General features: G+C 44.4%; 18 protein-coding genes. 9 read left to right on the forward strand and 9 right to left on the reverse strand.

Annotated elements, in window-relative coordinates; translation table 11 throughout:
• Window positions 1-83 precede the first annotated feature (83 nt).
• From rpoD to rpsU, 4 genes are all read right to left on the reverse strand, one after another.
• Window positions 84-2,294: an RNA polymerase sigma factor RpoD gene (rpoD, locus tag K2Q13_RS00005; RefSeq protein WP_292918594.1), complete on the reverse strand. Its 2,211-nt coding sequence runs from the start codon at window positions 2,292-2,294 to the stop codon at window positions 84-86.
• An 88-nt stretch (window positions 2,295-2,382) separates the two neighbouring features.
• Window positions 2,383-4,185 (reverse strand): DNA primase, encoded by a 1,803-nt coding sequence (dnaG, locus tag K2Q13_RS00010; RefSeq protein ID WP_292918595.1) that lies wholly within the window; start codon window positions 4,183-4,185, stop codon window positions 2,383-2,385.
• Between the two features lie 89 nt (window positions 4,186-4,274).
• Window positions 4,275-4,721: a GatB/YqeY domain-containing protein gene (locus K2Q13_RS00015; RefSeq protein WP_292918609.1), complete on the reverse strand. Its 447-nt coding sequence runs from the start codon at window positions 4,719-4,721 to the stop codon at window positions 4,275-4,277.
• Window positions 4,722-4,805: 84 nt separating this feature from the next.
• Window positions 4,806-5,018: a 30S ribosomal protein S21 gene (gene rpsU, locus K2Q13_RS00020; RefSeq protein ID WP_013648785.1), complete on the reverse strand. Its 213-nt coding sequence runs from the start codon at window positions 5,016-5,018 to the stop codon at window positions 4,806-4,808.
• Window positions 5,019-5,537: 519 nt separating this feature from the next.
• On the opposite strand from rpsU, the gene K2Q13_RS00025 reads away from it, so the two are divergent.
• Window positions 5,538-5,924, forward strand: coding sequence for an exosortase system-associated protein, TIGR04073 family (locus tag K2Q13_RS00025; protein WP_292918596.1), 387 nt, complete (start codon window positions 5,538-5,540; stop codon window positions 5,922-5,924).
• Between the two features lie 288 nt (window positions 5,925-6,212).
• Here the strand turns inward: K2Q13_RS00025 and K2Q13_RS00030 are convergent, their stop codons facing one another.
• The 4 genes from K2Q13_RS00030 to K2Q13_RS00045 form a co-directional block, all read right to left on the reverse strand.
• Complete coding sequence (locus K2Q13_RS00030; protein ID WP_292918597.1) at window positions 6,213-7,118, reverse strand: porin family protein; 906 nt, start codon at window positions 7,116-7,118, stop codon at window positions 6,213-6,215.
• A gap of 373 nt (window positions 7,119-7,491) precedes the next feature.
• A complete protein-coding gene (locus K2Q13_RS00035; RefSeq protein WP_292918598.1) occupies window positions 7,492-8,394 on the reverse strand; it encodes a hypothetical protein in 903 nt (300 codons plus the stop codon).
• A gap of 122 nt (window positions 8,395-8,516) precedes the next feature.
• Complete coding sequence (locus tag K2Q13_RS00040; protein WP_292918599.1) at window positions 8,517-10,337, reverse strand: copper oxidase; 1,821 nt, start codon at window positions 10,335-10,337, stop codon at window positions 8,517-8,519.
• Between the two features lie 99 nt (window positions 10,338-10,436).
• A complete protein-coding gene (locus K2Q13_RS00045; RefSeq protein ID WP_292918600.1) occupies window positions 10,437-10,736 on the reverse strand; it encodes a hypothetical protein in 300 nt (99 codons plus the stop codon).
• 195 nt (window positions 10,737-10,931) lie between these two features.
• Between K2Q13_RS00045 and K2Q13_RS00050 the strand changes: the two genes are divergently transcribed.
• The 3 genes from K2Q13_RS00050 to K2Q13_RS00060 all read left to right on the forward strand — a co-directional run bounded on the left by K2Q13_RS00050 (window position 10,932) and on the right by K2Q13_RS00060 (window position 15,082).
• Window positions 10,932-11,807 (forward strand): DUF6502 family protein, encoded by an 876-nt coding sequence (locus K2Q13_RS00050; protein WP_292918601.1) that lies wholly within the window; start codon window positions 10,932-10,934, stop codon window positions 11,805-11,807.
• Window positions 11,808-11,832: 25 nt separating this feature from the next.
• Window positions 11,833-13,632 carry a DUF5666 domain-containing protein gene (locus K2Q13_RS00055; RefSeq protein ID WP_292918602.1) on the forward strand — a complete coding sequence of 600 codons (1,800 nt, stop codon included), beginning with the start codon at window positions 11,833-11,835 and terminating at the stop codon, window positions 13,630-13,632.
• 199 nt (window positions 13,633-13,831) lie between these two features.
• Window positions 13,832-15,082 carry a hypothetical protein gene (locus tag K2Q13_RS00060; protein ID WP_292918603.1) on the forward strand — a complete coding sequence of 417 codons (1,251 nt, stop codon included), beginning with the start codon at window positions 13,832-13,834 and terminating at the stop codon, window positions 15,080-15,082.
• A 75-nt stretch (window positions 15,083-15,157) separates the two neighbouring features.
• Here K2Q13_RS00060 and speB read toward each other — a convergent pair whose 3' ends face one another.
• Complete coding sequence (speB, locus tag K2Q13_RS00065) at window positions 15,158-16,123, reverse strand: agmatinase (RefSeq protein WP_292918604.1); 966 nt, start codon at window positions 16,121-16,123, stop codon at window positions 15,158-15,160.
• Between the two features lie 251 nt (window positions 16,124-16,374).
• Between speB and K2Q13_RS00070 the strand changes: the two genes are divergently transcribed.
• The 5 genes from K2Q13_RS00070 to K2Q13_RS00090 all read left to right on the forward strand — a co-directional run bounded on the left by K2Q13_RS00070 (window position 16,375) and on the right by K2Q13_RS00090 (window position 21,513).
• A complete protein-coding gene (locus K2Q13_RS00070; protein WP_292918610.1) occupies window positions 16,375-16,842 on the forward strand; it encodes a septal ring lytic transglycosylase RlpA family protein in 468 nt (155 codons plus the stop codon).
• 155 nt (window positions 16,843-16,997) lie between these two features.
• The gene (locus K2Q13_RS00075; protein ID WP_292918605.1) at window positions 16,998-17,717 is read left to right on the forward strand and encodes a Crp/Fnr family transcriptional regulator; all 720 of its coding nucleotides are present in this window, start codon (window positions 16,998-17,000) and stop codon (window positions 17,715-17,717) included.
• 106 nt (window positions 17,718-17,823) lie between these two features.
• Complete coding sequence (locus K2Q13_RS00080; RefSeq protein ID WP_292918606.1) at window positions 17,824-19,071, forward strand: lipoprotein-releasing ABC transporter permease subunit; 1,248 nt, start codon at window positions 17,824-17,826, stop codon at window positions 19,069-19,071.
• Entirely contained in the window at window positions 19,064-19,753 is a 690-nt protein-coding gene (gene lolD / locus K2Q13_RS00085; protein WP_292918607.1) for a lipoprotein-releasing ABC transporter ATP-binding protein LolD, read from the forward strand. The genes K2Q13_RS00080 and lolD overlap by 8 nt, the downstream gene beginning before the upstream one ends.
• A 50-nt stretch (window positions 19,754-19,803) precedes the next feature.
• Window positions 19,804-21,513: an ABC transporter ATP-binding protein gene (locus K2Q13_RS00090; RefSeq protein WP_292918608.1), complete on the forward strand. Its 1,710-nt coding sequence runs from the start codon at window positions 19,804-19,806 to the stop codon at window positions 21,511-21,513.
• Window positions 21,514-21,792 lie beyond the last annotated feature (279 nt).

The following is a 21,792-nucleotide window of genomic DNA, read 5'->3' on the forward strand; positions in this document are numbered from 1 at the left end:
GGTCTGGCTGGACTCGAACCAGCGACCAAGGGATTATGAGTCCCCTGCTCTAACCAACTGAGCTACAGACCCTTATTTGTATTTTAATTGTTCCCAGTATCTAGGAAACTACGTAGACGCTCAGAACGGGCAGGGTGACGTAATTTACGTAACGCCTTGGCTTCAATTTGGCGAATGCGTTCACGGGTAACGTCGAACTGTTTTCCTACTTCTTCCAGAGTATGATCGGTGTTCATTTCTATACCAAAGCGCATGCGTAACACTTTGGCCTCGCGTGGCGTTAAAGAATCCAATATATCCTTTGTCACGCCGCGCAAGCTGGCATAAACTGCTGCATCGGCTGGTGCCATTGTAGCCGCATCTTCGATAAAATCGCCGAGATGTGAGTCTTCGTCGTCGCCAATCGGCGTTTCCATAGAAATGGGCTCTTTGGAAATCTTGAGAATTTTGCGAATTTTTTCTTCGGGCATTTCCATTTTTTGCGCGAGTACAGCCGGTTCTGGCTCTTGTCCGGTTTCTTGCAGTATCTGCCGTGAGATACGATTCATCTTATTGATTGTTTCAATCATATGCACCGGTATTCGTATAGTGCGCGCTTGATCCGCAATTGAGCGAGTAATTGCTTGCCGGATCCACCATGTTGCATAAGTTGAGAATTTGTAGCCACGGCGATACTCGAATTTATCCACTGCCTTCATTAAACCGATATTTCCTTCCTGGATTAAATCAAGAAATTGTAATCCACGGTTGGTATATTTCTTGGCGATTGAAATTACCAGACGTAAATTTGCTTCCGTCATTTCTCGTTTGGCACGACGAGCTTTAGCTTCGCCCGTGGACATCTTGCGATTGATTTCTTTCAAGTCTTTTATTGGAATACCAATCTTGCTTCTAAGTGCCAACAAATTGTGTTGCTCTTCAAGAATTGCTGGTTTGAAATGTTCGAGTGCCTGACTATAAGGTTTTCCCATATTGATTTCTTGCGCTATCCAATCAAGATTTGTTTCATTTCCAGGGAAAGTCTTGATAAAGTGATTTCTTGGCATTTTCGCTTTGGATACGCATAGATCCATTATTTTGCGCTCATAACTACGCACATCGCCAACTAATTCACGTTGAGTATCGCAAAGCTTTTCCACCATTTTTGCAGAGAAGCGAATGGCCATTAACTCAGCCGAAATTCCATCTTGTAACTCGATATATCCCTGATGATAAGGTCCATCTTTCTCAAGTAAGACTTGCATTTCGTCGTGCATCTGACGAATAATCGCAAAGCGCTCAAGTGCATCCATTTTAAGTTTTAACAAATCAGCGCTGGCAATTGCTGCGCCATCGCTATCATCATCTTCATCATCATCATCGAGATCATTGGAGGCCAGCTCTTGCTCGATAGTTTCTTCAGGAAATTCTTCATTGATAATATCTTGCGCATTTGCATCTAATAGTCCATCGACAACCTCATCAATGCGCATAGTCTCTTTTTCAACTTCAGTGGCCAAGTCGACTATTTTTGCAATAATCGGAGGGCAGGCTGAAATTGCTTGAATCATGTGACGCAATCCACCTTCGATGCGCTTTGCGATTTCAATTTCACTTTCGCGCGTGAGCAAACCAACTGAACCCATTTCGCGCATATACATACGTACTGGATCGGTCGTGCGCCCAAACTCGGAGTCTACTGTTGAAAGTGCGGCTTCTGCTTCTTCTGCGACATCTTCATCAGCTACAGTTGTGGCTGCATCTGACATTAGTAAGGCTTCGGCATCTGGTGCTTCATCATGAACAGATATACCCATATCGTTAATCATGCTAATGATGCCTTCAATTTGCTCTGCATCCAGCATATCATCAGGCAAGTGATCATTGATTTCCGCGTAGGTAAGATATCCACGCTCCTTCCCTAATCCGATAAGAATTTTCAAGCGCATGCGACGCGCTTCAAGATCCTGAGGCTGTGAATTGCCACTTTGGATAATCGAGGCAGTATTGATTTTATCGATCTGATCCTTACCCATGCTTGTTTTGTTCTTTTTTGGAGTTCTACCTCTGGTTTTCTTGGTTTCACTCAGATCGATAGCATTTTCATCCACTGCAGCTTGATAAGTTTCAACCGCACTTGATGCAGCTTTATCAGATATTTTTGTTAGGGTTGTTTTATCTGTTGCTTTTTTTACAGTCATTTTTACTTTTTTTTCTGCCATTTCTTTATCGATATTTTCGGTTTTTTTTATGGATGATTTATTGATTACTTCATTTTTGGTATCTTTAGACTCGCCTGCTCTTGTTTTTGGCATACTGAATTCCCAATAACATGGATAATTTATAGCTGAAAGTGTGGAATTATAGCAAAATTCATTACTGCTGGCACTTACTAAACTGGCTTCATCGCATCGCTAGTTGTTGTAGTTCCCGTTTCTCATCATCAGTAAGCGCATTCAAAGACTTGCTATATAATTCTGTGATGCGTTTCTTGCGCTGTACTTGCTGTAGCTTTTCTAGCGCACCTAAAAAATTTGCTTCTAAATCAATTGTGTCACTCCACTCTAAAGTTTCACTTTCGATAGTTTCAAAAAAAGCTCTATGCGAACTGTCTTGTAAGTAAGCAGTTATTGTTGAAGTTGGTGCTTCACTATTAATCAAGTGCGGATTTTTATCAAAAAGTTCAATCAATGCTTCTAGTGCGGCGATTTCTTTTGAGTCTTCCTTTTGCCCTGAAAGCAATTTCCTGTCTATCTTATTGATATAACTTGAGTTGTGCAACAGCATCATAATTAACCAGCGATAAGATGTAACTGGTTGTTTTCGTGGCGCCTTTTTTACTGTGCGTTTCTTGTAAGTTGGTTTTATTTGTAATAGTTCTTCTACCTCAGGCTGGCTAATGTCGCAGAGCTCTGCCACGCGTCTCAATAATATCAACGAAAGTGCCGGTGCAGTAACCTGCTGCAATAGCGGCTTGGCATCATGTATCAATTTGGCACGACCTTCACTGGTTTGGATGTTAATTCTTGAACATAATTCCTTAAACAGAAATTCTGACAAAGGTATTGATTGTTTAAGTTGCTGCCCAAAGGATTCTCTTCCATTCTGTTTCACAAAGCTGTCTGGGTCTGTACCATCAGGCAGAAAAAGAAAGTTCAGAAACTTACCGTCTGAAAGCAGCGCAAGACTGTTCTCAAGGGCCCGCCAAGCTGCCTTTCTGCCCGCTTTGTCGCCGTCGAAACAGAAAATGATTTGATCAGTCTGGCGCAATAGCTTTTGTAGATGAAAGCTGGTTGTGGCCGTGCCCAAAGAAGCTACTGCATAATCAATCCCATGCTGCGCAAGCGATATGACATCCATGTATCCTTCTACAACGAGCGCACAATTTGCTTCACGAATAGCGCGGCGCGCAGAAAATAAATTGTATAATTCGCGTCCTTTCTCAAATAAAATCGTTTCCGGAGAATTCAGATATTTGGGTTCTTCGTCGTCTAATGCCCGTCCGCCAAAACCAATGATCTGACCCTTTTGATTAAGAATTGGGAACATAATGCGATTTCTGAATCTATCGTATTGCTTAGCTTCATCGCCGACGATGACTAAACCAGCCTGAACTAATAAATTACGGGTTTTTTCAGATTTATAATCTGAAAAAACCGTTTCCAGGTTTTGCCAGCCTGTTGGTGCGTAACCAATAGCAAATCGTGCAGCTGCTTTGCCCGACAAGTCACGCTTTTTAAGATAAGCAATCGCTTTTTCGGAATTTTTTAATTGCTCCCGATAGAAGCGAGTGGCAACTTGCATTACATTTAAAAGATCTTGAAGAGATATTGCTGGATTGCTAATGTGATAGTTTTTTGCGAAATGACTCTCTAAATCAGCCGGAACGATCGAGTTGGGAAGTGCATCGGTTTTCTGAATTGGCACTTGCATTCCAACATAAGCTGCTAAATCACGTATCGCTTCAACAAAGCTCAATCCACTGTATTCCATTAGAAAACTGATTGCATTGCCGTGTGCGCCGCAACCAAAGCAATGGTAAAACTGTTTAGATTGACTGACAGTAAATGAGGGGGTTTTTTCATTATGAAACGGACAACATGCAACGAAGTTAGCGCCTGCTTTTTTTAGTGACACATGGCGATCAACCGTATCAACAATATCAGCGCGATTTAGCAAGTCATGGATGAAAGTTTGTGGAATCATTTATTCAAAACAATAATACATCCCGCAAGCAAATAAAAGAAATTATCGCGACTGAGGTTACAAAAAATACAGCCCCTAGGTGGATAATATCAGGCCGACATTTTTTCTTTAATCAATATTGACACTTTGGCCATATCTGCTCGTCCGGCAAGCTTTGGTTTTAGTATCGCCATTACTTTTCCCATATTTTGCATGCTTATTGAGCCGACTTCTGTTATTGCTTCGGAGATTAAGGCATTAATTTCAGAATCGGCAAAAGGTTTTGGCATATATATAGTTAGGATCGAGATCTCGTCCTTTTCGTTATTGGCAAGATCAAATCTCTGCGCTGCTTCGTACTGAGCAATTGAATCTTTCCGTTGCTTGAGCATTTTTTCGATAACAGCTATGACTGCTGCGTCGTCAAGCGTTATGCGCTCATCAACTTCTCGTTGTTTGATGGCGGCTTGCAATAAACGGATGGTGTCACGCTGCTTAGTATTGCCCGCTCGCATCGCAATCTTCATGTCTTCAGTAATCTTCTGTTTTAAATCAATAGGCACCATGAGTGACCCTAATATTCTATATTCAAAGACAGCTGAAAATGGCGCTCAACCACTCTCAACTCTGACAATGATGACTTAATAAAGTTTTGGTGGTAGCAATTGACTACGCAGACGCTTATAGTTACGCTTTACTGCCGCTGCTAGTTTACGTTTCCGCTCAGCTGTTGGTTTTTCATAAAACTCACGAGCACGTAATTCTGTTAGTATTCCTGTTTTCTCGATAGAACGTTTAAAGCGTCGCATTGCAACTTCAAATGGCTCATTTTCCTTAACTTTAATAGTCGTCATAAATAGGCGTAACCTCTTGGTTGGTTGATAAGTAAAAATTTTCTCTCTACCCATTGTGGGCATAACAAAAGCCTTTAATTATAACACCAAGAAATTTATTGGAAAGAAAAATCTATGTGTCTGCAAGCAATAAGGCGTGAGAATTATTCGAGCTGGTTACTGTTGTAGTCTGACTCATAATATTTGGAGTTACTCAAGCCAGGATGAGGTTTGATTGTAAATCGGAATCGAGAATTTACATGATAAGATTTATGTTATTTCTGTGTGCCTTGCATTTCAGATTTGCCCTATACTTTGAAGCTGCTTTATGGCGATGTTGCTTCGGATATGAATTTGATCAATCGTTGGCTTGCTGATTTTATGACGTTCTGTCAGAAAAATTGCGCTGAAGCCCAATGGCATAACATTGTCATCAAGTCACCTGTTGGTCCAAAGAGCTGCTGAATGTATTTAGTGGCAATATCAAACGAGTACTATCGATAATGCTAAAAAATCTTACAATTTAAAAGGAGAGTTTTGATGAGATCAATTTCCAAATTTGCTTTAGTGGTTTCTCTGTCTTTTCTTTTTTCGTCTCAAGTCATGGCAGATAAAGAAATAATTGAAAATTCATATTTTAGCAAAGCAGGCTTGAAGCTTCTCTCTGGTATAGCAAATGTGGCTACTGGATGGGTAGAATTGCCGAAAAATATCCATTTAACCGGACAAAAAGATACACCGGCTTCTGGCTTGACTATTGTTACTCTAGGGGTATTTCAGGGTGCCTGGTATACCATTAATCGCACGGGATGCGGCGTAGTGGACCTTGTGACTTTCATGATCCCAACCAATCCATTGGTTGATCCCATTTTTGTTTGGAATGATTTCTTGCGAGAAACAGAGTTTAATGGATATCAAATGAATTGATAACGTTCATGGATTCGATATTTGCCCTCCGCCACTATTTATTCTGCCAGTTCATTATTTGTTAAAGAGTATTTATATATCAATGGGATGTATTCCGAGTTAAATCACTCTCGGCAAAGCCGAGAGTTTATATTTGTTAATCTCTCAAAAGAGCGCAAGCTGGTGCTGCTAAACAGCAGCATGATATCCAGTTAGAGTCGATCATAACGCTCGCTCTCCTTCTCTTGATTCATAGAGGTACTAGCCGGATACTTCATCTCCACAAAGTAAAATTATTACTGACCGGGATTAGAATCCTATGCCGAGATAACCGCCGACAGTCATGCCGCCAAATTTCGCGCCATCCAGAGAACCGGCGGTCAACTGATAGCGTGCATCCGCGCCAATAAAGAAATCTCTCCAGATGTTATATTCAACTCCGCCTGCAAACATAATGCCGGGGTCAATATAGGTAATAGACTCGGATGGCGGGCTGATGACGTGTATCGCTAAACCAGCCGGAATAATCCAGGGTCTGATTTTATATTCCGCAAAATGATTGAATTTAATTTTAGGTGATGCGGTCAGGGTGAATTGGTTGACTGTCACGCCCCGAGGATTGAGTGCACCGCCTGCCAGCTGTGTAGGTGCATTTGCCAGTACGTTGCCCTGAATCCCATGTCCATACTGTAGATATTCAAACATCAGCTCAGCGTGTATCTCGGTTTTCGGTATATATCCCCAAGTGTCTTTGGTCAATTGAAAGTCAAATCCAGCGCCGGTATACCATGCATGCCGGTCTGCTTGTTCTTGTGCACCAATCGGTGCAACACGACTTTCGATCGACACACCATTACGATGCTCATCACTTCTGCCATAACCGCCACGGAAAAACAGCATGATTTTTTTATTGCTCATGCCCTCGTCACGAGCCTTTTCTCTGGCGACCCTGGCTTCCTCAATCTGTTCAATTCTCTGCGTGGTTTCAGCCGATTCTGCCTTTACCCGATTCAATTCGTTGTGCATTTCTTGTGTCCGGGCCGACTCAGCTTTAATTCTATTCAATTCATCTTGAATTTGTTGCAGAGTACTTTCCAGCTGTTTAATGCGTTGAGTTGCTGCATCCTGGGCATATGCCTGTGATGTGGTCATAACACTTAAACATGTGCAAATAATGAGTCTTAAAGCCAAGTTTCTTTTTAACGGGTAGTTCATATTTACTCCCTTATTATTTAAATTGTGTGCATTTACGAGGAATTCTCGATAACTGGAATTGATGGTTTCTGATAGTCCTTGTAAATCATGTAGATGAATTATTCGGAGAGATCAAGCCAATCTATTCGAAGCCGGAAAAGGTGACGCAGAATCCCCTACCGCAAAATATGCGGTATTAACCGGCATTCAGAGAGTTTTCTACCCTAGGAACAGAATAATAAGCCTCTAGGGATTATCGTTCCTTTGGCTAAAGCGCTAGGAAAACGCTCAATTGGTTGATGACTATTTTCTCAATTCGACAAGCTCAATCAGAACAAAGAACAAAACTTAATTGCCCGTCATGAGCTTATCGAAGTATTGGATTAGTAGTTGTCTAACTCAATACACTGACATCATCCCAGCTAATTTGATCAGACGCGACGCCAACCAGCGTGACTGATGCGGTAGAACCAAAATCCACTATGAAATCTTGATCATCATCACTACGGTGAATATTAGTGACAAAGCTTTCCAGATGTTCTCTTGAAATAAGGCCCAACCCGGTATCAAATATAATGAATTTATCTTCGCTGGAGTTGAAGTCTCCGATTCGTAAATGTGCAGCCTCGCGGATCACAAAATCATCCGCGCCTTGCCCGCCATGGCAATCTTCGCCACCGCGTACTCCAATTCGATCATCGCCGTCAGATGGAGAGTAATCGAGTCGATCTGTGATCTTAAACCCTGCTCCTGGTGAGCTAGGAGACCATTCTTCAGAAATACGATGATAGATGCCATCACCATCTGCATCAGAATAGCGCGTGATTTCTGTGCCGGAAGGTTCTTCGTCAGCACGAATTACCTCACCCGCATCCGTCACAGAATAGACTTCAGTGCCATCATCATCGATGGGTTTAAGTTCCGGTACACCCTTTTTAATTTCGAATACTTCAACGACTTCGTTATTTTCGTTAATAGTGAATTGGTAACCTTTGCGGTCACCACTGCCAGGGCGATCATCATTATTGCCATCATCATCGGTGCCGTTGGAATCAGAGATGGCTTTGTAGGATCCATCACCCTCGGGGTCAGAATAGACAGTGATTTCTGGTCCGTTAGACGACTGTTTGGTGTGGGTGATTTGAGTGCCATCAATTACAAAAGAATCTCTGCTGTCGATAGATTCTTGCTGAGTTATTCCATTTTCAACTTCGAAATAGGCTGTCACAACTCCGTTTTCAATGGTGAATGTAAAATGTTTGTTGTTGCTAGATGAATCATCATGTCCTGCGCTCATTTTGGTTCTCCTAAGAAATCAATTAAGTCAATGTGACAGATAGCATTTAATAGGGTAAGGCGATATCAAATACTATCTATAGATGTCATTTATTTATTGAATTGGTTATATTAAAAATACAATTATTCAATCGGATTGCGTTGAGCTGGGGTCAATTGACTACTCCAAGATGCGGGTAGATTCTGCACCCAGCCGTTATATACTACCGGGATCGGCAGAATGCCTTGCCCGCCCATGCCTGGATTCCCTTTTATTGCGTCATCCTTCTGTGTAGTGCCTGCGGCAAATAATCCTACCGCACCAACAATTTTTGCATCCGATGGATCGCCATCATTATTGGGATCAGGATCCACGATCAGCATTCTGTTGGAAAACTTGCTGGAGACATACGCATAGTAACCGCCACCTTGTTTGGCTCCATATTGTACGCCGTGGCAACCAGGGTCACAGGGCAGCATCGCAACCAATTCATCGGTGTTCGTATTGACAATAGTTATCGTGCCTGAGAGCGTATTGGCGGTTACCATATTTTTACCATCAGGAGAAACCGGGGTTTGAATCGGTAATGCGCCTATTGGGCCGGTAATGGTTCCTGCAACTGGATCATAGTTTTGAATCAGATTAATGTGTTTTATAACTTTGTGGGTATCCATGTTCACAACCGCGATCGTGCTATCGAGCAGGTTAGCTGCGTAATATTTGCTGGCATCGGGCATCATGCCCGTTGCTATAGGATGGCCGAAAGGGCTGCCGACCGGCAGAATGGCCTCAATAGTATCGGTATGAAAATTGTACTGCGTGGAATCCCCTGAAAAAACATTGGGCGTTACCATGATTTTGCCGTCATGACTCATCCAGTGTGCGTGAGGATTACCGCGCCCAATATCCACTCGGCGCAGTACGTTGGTTGCCAAAGGAGTTAATTCCATTACAGAATCCGTGCGCGTGTCGCCATTATTGGTAACGTGAAGGCGATCGGAGTCAGTCAAAGTCATTACATGTGCAGGGGATTCACCTACGGATACATTGCGTATGAGTGCGCCTGTTTGTCGATCAAATACAGCCAGTTTACTGTCAAACCATTGGGTGGCATAAATTACGGTTTGGTCTTTGTCGGTCCACATATTGTGTGGGTTGTTCATTTCAATGGAAGGTAATGCTACTTTGCGTGTCACTTGCCAGGAAGATCCATCTATTGCTGATATTGTGCCTGGTTTCTCTTTGCCCTGGGTATTTTCAAATTGCGTGGCAACCCATATTTCACCGACTGCGGGGGTTTTAGGGTTTTCTAGTGCGTTTAGCGAAATATCATTGCCATAACGTGCATTGAGTACTGCTGGCAGATTGACGACACCGATATCTATGTTGACATCAACGTCTGGATAAGTAATATGCCACGGTTTATTGCTGGCGTAGTCTTGCCAGTTGGCAGGGTTGGTGGCAATAAAGAAAGTTCGTAAGAGTCTTGTTGCCAGATCGCTGCTGGTTGGAACGGTAATGCCGTTAATCAGGCTGATTGAAGAGCCTAAATCCAACCCGGTAGTTTTAGGGTCATCGACAATCACTGCGCCAAACATATAGGGATGAACGCTACAGGTAAAAACATACAAACCGGGTGTTGTTAGCGTCACATCATCTCCGCCTTTTCTCGGTTCCGTATTGAAAGGCATATTAGCGGCACCTGTCGGATAAATTAGGCTGGTTCGGGTATGCACTGTATTTGAATTGCCCGAGAATTTCACGCGCACGCCTGGGGAAGCTATGGCAATTGAGCGATTCCCTGCGACAGGCGTGCCAGTATCAAACCATCGTCCGGGATTATCTGTTAGCTCAAATTTGACTTCGTTATCACCTGCAGAGACGCTGCCTGCTGATAACATGAGCAGTGCTGAGGAACAGATTCCCAAGTTGACTGCTTGCTTTAAAAATTTTTTATTAAACATTGAATGTTCTCCTCGGAGCAATTAAAAAGAATGGTTTCTTGTTACTTTTCTCACTCAGTTTCGCCTGTGATAGGCGACACTGAGTTTTGCTAACTTATATTATTTCGTGTTGCCATGACCTCCGTGAATATGGTCATTTTTCCATAGTAGTTTTCCGATTCGTCTGGCTTCGCGATCATCGGTATTTTGCCCGCCACGCGCGGCGATGGAAGTGGTATCCTTTTTGTTTTCTGAATGCACAGTTCTGCCAGAATCTTTCGTATCGTGGTTACGGCGAAACTGGTCCGTCGGATTGTTCGAGTATCCAAGGTAGTCATCTACAGCTTTTCCTGCAGAGAAAGATGTAGATGCAAATCCCAAGCTGAACATCAGAATTGTGATGATTGAGAGTTTTTTCATGATACTTCTCCTTGATTTGAATTGATGCAGCATCAGTAATGTATCCTGATGTGCGTGTGATATTTTTCCTCACACAAAATCGACTATACGTGGGATATTTTCCCATGTCAATATATTGTGTGATTATTTCCCACGATATGTTAAAATAGCTTGTATTCATCAGCTTTGTGGCTCATTTATTCGTGGATAAGCTTTATGCACAATATTCAAACACCTAACTCAACGCTTTCGCCAGCGCTCGTTGTTGCGCTCCGGCGCGTGCTTCGTCCAATAATCAGGTTAATGCTGTCAAAAGGGATTACTTATCCTTTTTTGTTGGAATTACTGAAAGAATTGTTCGTAGAAATCGCAGATAAAGATTTTAAGATTGAGGGAAAATCTTCGACGGATAGCCATTTAAGTTTGCTAACGGGTGTTCATCGTAAAGATATCAAGCGGTTGCGACATGAAAATCATTCCGATGCGGAGACAATTCCTCAAGCAGTTTCAATGGGTGCTCGATTGGTGAGTCTTTGGACCAGTGACGCACGTTATCTAGATGAAAATAATCAACCTAAGCCATTACCTAGATTTATTAAAGAAGGCGGTGAAATTTCTTTTGAGAAACTTGTTGCCAATGTAAGCTGTGATATCCGTTCGCGAGTTGTGCTTGATGAATGGTTGAGACTCGGAGTGGCGCATTTTGACGATCAGAGGCGAGTGTGCCTCAATACGTCGGCATTTGTTCCGGCATACGGCTTTGAGGAAAAAGTGTATTACTTCGGTCATAACTTGCATGATCATGCCGCTGCTGCAACCAATAATTTATTAGGGGAAAAACAGCCTTTCTTTGAACGAAGCGTTTCTTATGATGAATTAACTGTTGATTCGGTGCAGAAGTTGGCCGAAAAATCCACCTATCTTGGAATGGAATCACTGCTTGCCATTAACAAAGACGCGATGGAACTTGAAAAAAATGATGCACCAAAAAGCGAATCGCGTTATCGCATGACATTCGGCACTTATTTTTATAGTGAGCCGGCTGATTCGGAAGAATCAACAAAAACAGATAACAATGGTACACATAGCTAACCAGTTAGGTTGCTTGTAAAGCAAAATGACAAAAACTTCATTGACTGCTCTATATCGTTACGGCGCATATACGCTGGGCGTTATCGCTTTGATGTTTTTCTATTCCGTCAGTGCGCTCGCTAAAAACAATTGCGATGTCAGTGCTTCGCTGACCAATCCTTTACTGCAACCTCAATCTGGAATCGGTGGTACTGGTACGTCATTAGCCGAATCGGGTGTGGGTGGGACAGGTGTGCGCGATGGAGGAATGGGTGGTACCGGTGTTTCGGGAGGCGGCATTGGCGGGACTGGTGCGCCAGTAGCCGAATCAGGAGTGGGCGGTACCGGTGTTCAGGAAGAAGGCGGTATTGGAGGAACTGGGCATGTTGCTGACGATGGGGGGCTTGGAGGAACGGGAATTATTGGTGTTATCACCGGATTTGCAAGTATTTGTGTCAATGGCATTGAAGTTCATTATGACAGCAATACTCCCATTTCTATTGATGGGCGAGCTTCTACAGCACGTGATCTTGCAGTAGGGCAAGTTGTTGCCGCGCGTGCGCTAGGCGCTGGTCAGGAACTGACAGCTCGGAACATTGCGGTAGTGCATGCGGCGATTGGGCCGATTAGCAATATTAATTCAGAAACCGGGGAAATGCGCGTATTAGATCAAACTGTGCATATTGGCAAATCTGCGGATCATGACTATATTTCAAACATGAAAGTGGGCGATTGGGTGCAAGTTAGTGGTCACAGACAATCCAATGGTGCGATTATAGCGTCGCGAATCGAAACCACGCCGCCGCATGCGCAAGCCAAAATAAATGGCCATATCACTCAAATTGACACACAAGGTTTTGTTGTTAATGGCACGCGCGTTCAGCATGATGCTAAATCATCGCTAACAGATATTTCTCAAGGCATGGAAATCGAGGTTACGGGGCAATGGGATGGCATCCATTTGCACGCCCAGAAAATCCAGGTCGAGCCGATGCTCCGGAGTGTTGGAAATGTAGAACATCTTGTGATTGAAGGGTATATCCATGCCCTGAGTGGCGAGGAACTAAACGTAAGTAACCGGAAAATTATCATTGATTCCGATACCCAGTTAGCGGGAACAACGAGAAGCGACCTCAAGTTGGATCAGCGTGTACTCATTAGCGGTAGGCTTGGTGCGGATCAACGGATTATTTTAGAACGTATTGAAGTAAGAAACATACTGCCGCTTCAGATACAGGAAGGAAACGATAGGGCTTTTATTGATAACAGCGGCAAAGGTAGAAACAATACGGGCAACGAATCGGAAGTTAAGCCTTCCGATAGTCAAGGTCGCGGCAGTGGGCATGAGGACGGCAGTCAGAATTCGAGCGATTTAAAAAAAGGACGCGACCTTGACTCAGGCAATAATCAGTCTTCCGGCAGGGATTCGCGTATGGATCGTTCGTCCCGTGTTGAAGACGAAAGAGAAATTGATCATTCTGGATCTACAAGGCGGGATTCTATAGAAAAATCATCCGATATGCGCGATACCGATGCATCGGATCGCAAATCTATAATGCTCGAAAATCCAAGAGAATCGGGCTCAGATGTGCGGGATAGGCCAAGTGATCATAAAGATAGTGTGCGTGATACTGACACCCCAGATAGGGCGCGTGATCATGCAGAACGTTATGACAAGCATTTAATTATTGACAGACATGAGAGGCCAGACGAATTTGATTCTGGTATGCGTGATCGGATTGGTGATCACAGAGAGAGCATACGGGATATTGATATTCCAGATCGGGTTGGCGATCATAGAGAAAGCATACGAGATATCGATATTCCAGATAGAATTCGCGATTAACTTATTAAGTTTTCAGAAAGCGATAAATTAAATATGGACGTGATATTTTAAATATTTCCCCTGTAAAGAAAAAAGTAGAATAAGTCGTCATTCTGACTATAAAAGAAAATGTACCCACACCGGGGATCAGCATTAATTAACTGAGACATGGGCCGTAGTTTATTAATTCGCGCAATCGCATCGGATGATTACGCTGATTATGTTTATACGTAATAAGGCTTTCATGCACCTATCCTTTTCTTTCAAACAAAAAAGCTTAGCATTATTGTTATTAGTGCTTGGCATCAATTGCCCCGTCGTTTTTGCCAATAGATTAAGCTTCAGTGCGGCAACTGACTTTACCACAGGTAAATACGGAGGGAGCACTGCAACTGATATCTGGTATGTTCCTTTCACGGCCCGCTACGACAAGGATCGAGCATCTTTCAGGGTGATTGTTCCTTATCTTAATATCACCGGTCCGGGTAATGTGCTCGGTCCGGGGATTGGTGGTGTCGTGGATGGTGGAGGCCCCATTATCGGGGGAATTTCTGGCGGTAGCAGCTCAGGCGGTGGTGGTGTCATTGTTATTTGTGATGAGGACACACAGAATTGCTCAGGTGAGAATCCAGGTCGCGAAGAAAGCAATTCAGGTTCTGGAGGTGGTGATGACAACGGTAACGGTGGAGGTAATGGTGGCGGCAATAGCGGAAGCGGCGGCGGAGATGGAGGTGACGACAATAGCGGAAGTGGTAGCGGTGGTAGTGGGGGCGACGACAATAGTGGGAGCGGCGGTGGTGGCGATGACGGCAACAGTGGCAGTGGTAGCAGTGGTGGTGGGGATGACGACAATAGTGGAGGGGGCGGAGGTGGTGGCGATGAAGATGACGATTCAGATGATGCGATAAATAGTGTCAGGTTAAGCAAAACTATCGCTTCCGGACTTATCGGGGGTATTCCGCTGGGTGGCTCATCGTTTAACAGAACAACACAATCGGGATTGGGCGATGTCGTTGCCGCATTCAGTTACAATTTGATTGATCATGCACCGACTGGTATTGCTTTTGATATTACCACCCGGATAAAAATACCGACTGCCAACGCCAAGCAGAATATGGGAAGTGGTCAAGTCGATTATGCTATTCAAGGCGATTTGTTTAAAACAATGTCCAAGCTCACATTGAGCGCAACGTTTGGTTACAGAATATTGGGCAACCCATCCGGGATTACTTTTCATAACGTGCTCTATGGTGCAACCGGTGCTGGGTATCAATTATCTCCCAGTGTCACCATGGGAGCAAATTACACCATGGGGCAATCTCCCGTGCGCTTGGAAGACAGCAGGGATCTAACGCTATATCTTTCGCAGCGAGTTTCCAATAACTTCAGACTGAATGCCTACGGGATCCGAGGTTTTTCCGATCGCAGCCCTGATTGGGGCGGTGGCATCAATTTGCGCTATATTTTTTAGAAAAAACTTGAAATTCTTCCCGAATTAAATTCAATGTAGATGACCATTGGTTAGGGATTTCTTCCTGCAGCGCCTTCATTTCTCCGCTTTGCGTTTTGCCAGCAAGCAAATAAGGTCGCTTGCAATATGAGCAGCAGCAAGCGCCGTGATCTGACTATGGTCGTATGCGGGTGCTACTTCAACAATATCCATGCCGATCAGATTAAGCCCGCTAAAACCACGAATAATGCTCAATGCCTGAGCAGTGGATAGACCGCCGCAAACCGGCGTGCCGGTTCCGGGAGCAAAAGCAGGATCGAGACAATCGATATCAAAGGTGAAATAGGCTGGGCGGTCGCCGACAATGCGTTCAACTTCCGTAACTACAGCATCAGTGCCATGTCGATGTACCCAAGTAGCATCGAGAATGTGTATGCCCATAAAATCATCGTTCCAGGTACGAATACCAATTTGCACGGAATGTTTGGGATCAATCAACCCATCATTCATTGCCTTATAGAACATTGAGCCGTGATTCAGAGAGTCGAGTGAATCGTCTGGCCAAGTATCGCTATGCGCATCAAAATGGATTAGTGCAAGTGGTTTTCCAAACTTTTCCGCATGCGCTTTCAACAACGGGTAAGTAATATAGTGATCGCCGCCAAAAGTTAGCATGCACGCACCTGATGCCAGAATATGGCGAGCATGCTCGATGATTGTTTGATGGATCGATAATGGATTGTGTACGTCGAGAAAACAATCTCCAAAATCAATGACTACCAGATTCTCAAATGGATCAAAGCCCCATGGATAAGGTTTCGTCGAAGCAACTTCCGCCGATGCAAGTCGGATTGCCTGTGGCCCGAAACGGGCGCCAGAACGATAGGTGACGGCCAAATCGAATGGAATCCCGCTGACGACCAGATCAGCATCACCAATATCCTTGCTATATTTGCGCCGCATAAAAGTTGAGATGCCAGAAAAAGTAGGTTCGCGCTGCATTCCATATGGATTTTCGCGTACTGTGGCGTCATTGATCTTGATGTGATTGTTGATCGTCATAATTTATAAATCCTTTTTGTCGAATGTAGTCATAACGCTTTTAGCGATCATCTAGTGCTGCAAACACAAGCAATAATATGTTGCTGATTACTGCGGATTCAAGTATTGTCGGTTAATTAACACAGATAAACAGACAGCAATACAACAACAGATCTTTGCAGATTGATATAGTTATAATCTGTACCTATATAAAATTAAATCTGGTTTAAAGTACTATGCAACATTCAGTGAATTGCAGGCAAGTGAGTGTGATGGTATTGATCGCTGGCCTGATCAGCGGTTGTGCTTCGATGTTTTCCGGCAATCTGCCGCGCTCTTCAGATATTTCTAGTCAACGTGCACCCAATCTTGCTGCACCATACAACAAACCTTATAAGGTACGTGGCGTTACTTATTATCCAATGCGGTCATCGGTTGGATACCGGGAAGTTGGTCACGCATCCTGGTATGGCTCAGAATCCGGCAACCGTACGGCGATGGGGGTACGCTTCGTTCCGCACGGTCTAACCGCTGCTCATAAAACACTTCCCTTGCCATCTAGAGTCAGAGTTACTAATCTAAAAAACGGCCGTTATGTTGATGTGCTGGTTAATGATCGGGGACCTTTTAAGCAAGGTAGGATCATTGATCTGTCGCAAGGTGCCGCTAAGAAGATTGGCCTGCATGGTGTCGATAGAGTGAAAGTAGAGTATCTCAGCGATAGAATCAGCCGGAAGTAAGCATTAGTGCAAAATCGCTATAATGCGGCATCCTATTTCCTTGCAAAACGGCGTATCGATCTATAATTGATATATCATTACTCATTTCAAGGGTAAGTTAAGCCATAGAGAATGATCGAGTCTGGTGAAATAAAGCTATTTGCAAGACGATAAGGATGACTACACGAAACATTCCAGCTGACCGTACAACCGCCATGCTGTCTGTGATCAAGGAATTTCAATGTCTTTCGCCGCAAGATATCGAAATGGTTGCTGCTGCTTGTCAGTGGCATCGATATGAAGCGGGAAATGAGATTGTGCGCTATCACGATCATACCAACAGTGCTTTTTTTATTTTACAGGGTGAAATCCGTGTCATGTATCACAGCTTATCGGGGCAGGAAGTTATCTTGTGCGATTTGCCAACGGGTGAAATGTTTGGTGAATTGACAGCAATTGATGGTCATCCCCGCTCGGCTACCGCAATTGCGAGGGGCAGTGTATTGTTAGCATCAATGCCTGCATCGGATTTTCAGGATATGGTTTATGGCAATCGCCAGATCGCAGAAACCATTCTAAAACGCCTAACGGGGCAAGTGCGCCGCCTGACCGAGCGTGTCTATGATTATAGTACTCTGGCGGTGCGTAACCGTATACAAGTAGAATTGTTGCGTTTGGCAAGGAATTACATGGTCTCCGCAAATGTTGCAGTTATTTCTCCGGCACCGACCCAAACAGAAATCGCTAATCTGGTTAGTACGCACCGGGAAGCAGTGTCACGCGAACTGAACATGTTGATCAGAAGTAAATTGATACTGCGTCAAGGCCATGATTTGCATATACTGGATATTGCAAAGCTCACTGAGATGGTCAACGAAGCTCGTGGCAGCTTTTGACGAATTCTTGTAGTGTAAATCCTAGTCACAACCCTTGATTATTTTGTTAAGCTGCGTGTAAATGTGGCAAACTTCGTGGTCAAACTTATAACGGGTACTATCATTCGTGTCTCCCTATGAACTTTTCATTGGTTTGCGCTATACGCGCGCCAAAAAACGCAATCATTTCATTTCATTTATTTCTTTAATTTCCCTGATGGGTATCACGCTGGGGATGACGGCGTTGATTACCGTAATGTCGGTAATGAACGGTTTCCAGAAAGAAGTGCGTTCACGAATTTTGGGTGTTGCTTCGCATGTCCAGATTGGTAGTTTTCACGGTAATTTGAGTCATTGGCAGCAAACGGCAGAAGAAGCAGCCAAGCATCCAGCAGTGGAAGCCGCTGCACCCTATGTCAGTGCGCAAGGCATGCTGTCACATAATCAAGTAGTGCAGGGTGTTCTAGTGCGCGGCATATTACCAGCAATGGAGGATCATGTGGCTGATTTCTCCAAAACAATGGTAAGTGGTGATTTGAGTCATCTGGTACCGGGGGAATTCGGCATCGTGATCGGCATGGAATTAGCGCGTACGATGGGCACCTTTATCGGCGATAAAATTGTGCTGATCTCACCACAAGGGCAAGTCACGCCAGCGGGTATTCTGCCGCGCTTGAAACAATTTACTGTGGTTGGAATCTTTGAGGTAGGGCATTTTGAATATGATTCCGGATTGGTTTTGATTCACATGTTCGATGCACAAAAACTATATCGCATGGAGAACGACGATGTATCCGGCGTGCGTTTGAAATTAAAGGATTTGTTTCAAGCACCCCAAGTGGTACAAGAGTTACCTGCGATGTTGACGATTGACAGCTATATCAGCGATTGGACCAGGCAGCATGCCAATTATTTCCGTGCGATCCAAATTGAAAAGCGCATGTTGTCGTTAATTCTGGCATTAATCATTGCGGTCGCAGCGTTCAATATTGTTTCAACATTAGTGATGGCGGTGACTGATAAAGAGTCTGATATTGCGATTTTACGCACACTCGGCGCAAGTCCGCGCAGCATTATGAAAATATTTATCGTCCAAGGAACATTTATTGGGGTCTTTGGTACTATCCTGGGCGTGGCCGGGGGTATGCTGTTAGCTTATAATGTGGGCGAAGTGGTCGCATTTATTGAAGGTTTGTTTAATGTCCAATTCCTGTCGCGGGAAATTTATTACATCAGTACGATTCCAACTGATCCGCAGATGACGGATATCACAACCGTCGCCGTAACTTCATTTGTTCTCAGTTTGCTGGCAACGATTTACCCCAGCTATCGTGCATCCAAAGTGAACCCGGCGGAGGCATTGCGCTATGAATGATGTAGTTCTTTCCTGCCGCAATCTGGTCAAGCAGTTTTCGCAAGGAGAATTAGCCGTTCCGGTATTAAAGGGGGTTAATCTGGATCTGGTCAAAGGAGAAATGCTGGCGATTGTCGGTGCGTCAGGTTCCGGTAAAAGCACTTTGCTGCATGTGCTCGGCGGGTTGGATGCGCCGACCAGTGGGAGCATTCGGATTCTCGGACAAGATATCGCCCGGATCAACGAAGAGGAACGCTGCCGGTTACGCAACGGCTCGCTTGGTTTTATCTATCAATTTCATCATTTGCTGATGGAGTTCAGTGCATTGGAGAATGTAGCCATGCCGCTGCTGATTCGTCGCTTGCCGGGTCAGGAAGCCTATGATCGCGCAGCTGAAATGTTACAACTGGTCGGATTGAGTCATCGCTTGACACATACGCCTGGTGAATTATCCGGCGGTGAGCGCCAACGTGCCGCTGTTGCGCGTGCCTTGGTTACGCAGCCCGCCTGTATTCTGGCTGATGAACCTACAGGAAATCTTGACCGAAAAACAGCTGAGCATGTATTTGAGTTGATGTTGGAGTTGAATCATAAAATCAATGCCAGCCTGATCATCGTCACCCATGATACAAGTTTGGCCAATCGCGCGCAGCGCATCCAGCAACTGATTGATGGAGTTTTATGCGATGTACCGAATGTTTGATATCTATGTAAACGAATCATTATTTTCTGATCCTTTTTCATAACCGGCTTATGCGTACTTTATTCACGTATATTATGGTTTTTCCCCGGCGCAGTGCATTTGTTCTGTTCGCACTATTGATTGCGGGTATCGCTGAAGGGTTGAGTCTAACCGCATTGCTGCCCTTGTTATCAATAGCTGTTGGCGATTCGGGCGGATCGGGCGATTCCGGTGTCGGTAAATTCATGGAAACAGCATTGCAAGATATCGGTATTGATCCTACGTTGGATACAATTTTGATCATTATCGTCGGCGGTATGTTTTTCAAGGGATTGGTGTTGTTGCTGGCGAATCGCCAAGTGGGCTACACTGTTGCGCATGTCGCGACAGCGTTACGGCTGGATTTGATTGAGGCTTTACTAGCCAGTCGATGGTCCTATTATTTACGGCAACCTGTCGGATCTCTAGCAAATTCGATTGCAACCGAAGCCTACCGTGCCGCCAATGGCTTTGAGCACAGTGTGAACGTGCTGGCACTGGCCATTCAAGTGATGGTATATGCAATTGTAGCGTTATTCATCTCATGGGAAGCAACGCTGGCTTCATTAGTCATCGGTTTGTTTTTATTGATTGCATTGAATCGCTTAGTCAGCGCAACCCGTCGTGCGGGCACGAAACAAACCCATTTGTTACGTAACCTGCTTACTTATTTGTCTGATGTGCTCAGCTCGGTGAAATCGCTGAAAGCCATGGCGCGTGATAATGTGGCCGACGCCATTTTACATGAGCAGACGCAACATCTGGAAAAAGCGACGCGCAAGGAAGTCATGAACCGAGCAGCTCTGACCGCATTGCAGGAACCTATTCTTGCCGCACTGACTGCTAGCGGTTTGTACATTGCGCTGGTGATGTGGGAATTATCGCTACCGGAAGTGATGTTGATGGTGTTTTTGCTGACCCGCATTTTGGGATTATTGAATAAGACACAACGCAGACATCAGCAACTTGCCGCGCAAGAAAGTGCTTACTGGGCATTACGCAAAGCAGCCGAAACTGCACGTGCAGAGGCAGAAAGATCGACCGGGACAATACAACCTACATTGCAAAAAGGCATTGCCTTGCAGCATGTGAAATTTCATTATGGACAGAAAGCCATCTTCGAAGATTTGAATATTGAAATACCAGTCAACTCATTTACGGCGGTTATGGGACCATCCGGTGCCGGTAAAAGCACTTTGCTGGATTTGTTATGTGGATTGACCGAACCACAATCTGGTGAAGTTCTAATTGACAATACGTCTTTGCATGATATTAATCTGCGCCAATGGCGTCACATGATTGGCTATGTCTCACAAGATACGATCTTATTGCACGATACTGTCATGAATAACATTCTGGTTGGAGAACCCACATTGACAGTTGGTGACGCAGAGCAGGCGCTCCGTCAGGCTGGAGCTTGGGATTTTGTTAACGCATTGCCGGAAGGGTTGCAAACGGTTGTCGGTGAACGTGGCGGCCTACTTTCCGGAGGGCAGCGGCAACGTGTCGCGATTGCTCGAGCGTTGGCGCATAGCCCGTCTTTCCTGATTCTCGATGAACCTACCAGTGCATTAGACCCAGAAAGCGAGCGTACTATCTGCGAGACGTTACAGAAATTGGCTAAGAGCCTGACCATTATTGCTGTTTCGCATCAGCCAGCGGTTATTAACGCAGCGGATCGAGTTTTTATACTTTCGAATGGAGTGGCAGAGCCGTTATCGCATGGACCGCAAGGTTATTAGGATGCTGCAATAAGGCGCGCAGAAATGAAATCTATAAGATCAATTAAGGTAATAAACAACCCCGTGGCAAGACCACGGGGTATTAGCAAATCTCAAGTTGGCACAGTTGTCCTTTTGGTCTGCCTTGATTCTTAACATATCTTTCAACCACACTCCAATCCGATCTTTCTCTCACAGTCGCAACTGATATGTACTGTGATAATGGAGTCCATGTAGTTAAGCAGCAGCTAGATTTGCATAGTATCGCTGGGTAAATTCTGCTGGTGATAGATAGCCAAG

It is taken from the genome of Nitrosomonas sp., assembly GCF_019752095.1.
GTDB lineage: Bacteria > Pseudomonadota > Gammaproteobacteria > Burkholderiales > Nitrosomonadaceae > Nitrosomonas.

Coding starts and splice junctions, on each gene's coding strand:
- K2Q13_RS00040 (WP_292918599.1), bottom strand. CDS start 10,337: ATGTTTAATAAAAAATTTTTAAAGCAAGCAGTCAACTTGGGAATCTGT.
- K2Q13_RS00055 (WP_292918602.1), top strand. CDS start 11,833: ATGACAAAAACTTCATTGACTGCTCTATATCGTTACGGCGCATATACG.
- rpoD (WP_292918594.1), bottom strand. CDS start 2,294: ATGCCAAAAACAAGAGCAGGCGAGTCTAAAGATACCAAAAATGAAGTA.
- K2Q13_RS00025 (WP_292918596.1), top strand. CDS start 5,538: ATGAGATCAATTTCCAAATTTGCTTTAGTGGTTTCTCTGTCTTTTCTT.
- dnaG (WP_292918595.1), bottom strand. CDS start 4,185: ATGATTCCACAAACTTTCATCCATGACTTGCTAAATCGCGCTGATATT.
- K2Q13_RS00030 (WP_292918597.1), bottom strand. CDS start 7,118: ATGAACTACCCGTTAAAAAGAAACTTGGCTTTAAGACTCATTATTTGC.
- K2Q13_RS00050 (WP_292918601.1), top strand. CDS start 10,932: ATGCACAATATTCAAACACCTAACTCAACGCTTTCGCCAGCGCTCGTT.
- K2Q13_RS00060 (WP_292918603.1), top strand. CDS start 13,832: ATGTTTATACGTAATAAGGCTTTCATGCACCTATCCTTTTCTTTCAAA.
- K2Q13_RS00035 (WP_292918598.1), bottom strand. CDS start 8,394: ATGAGCGCAGGACATGATGATTCATCTAGCAACAACAAACATTTTACA.
- K2Q13_RS00070 (WP_292918610.1), top strand. CDS start 16,375: ATGGTATTGATCGCTGGCCTGATCAGCGGTTGTGCTTCGATGTTTTCC.
- K2Q13_RS00090 (WP_292918608.1), top strand. CDS start 19,804: ATGCGTACTTTATTCACGTATATTATGGTTTTTCCCCGGCGCAGTGCA.
- K2Q13_RS00075 (WP_292918605.1), top strand. CDS start 16,998: ATGACTACACGAAACATTCCAGCTGACCGTACAACCGCCATGCTGTCT.
- lolD (WP_292918607.1), top strand. CDS start 19,064: ATGAATGATGTAGTTCTTTCCTGCCGCAATCTGGTCAAGCAGTTTTCG.
- K2Q13_RS00045 (WP_292918600.1), bottom strand. CDS start 10,736: ATGAAAAAACTCTCAATCATCACAATTCTGATGTTCAGCTTGGGATTT.
- rpsU (WP_013648785.1), bottom strand. CDS start 5,018: ATGACGACTATTAAAGTTAAGGAAAATGAGCCATTTGAAGTTGCAATG.
- speB (WP_292918604.1), bottom strand. CDS start 16,123: ATGACGATCAACAATCACATCAAGATCAATGACGCCACAGTACGCGAA.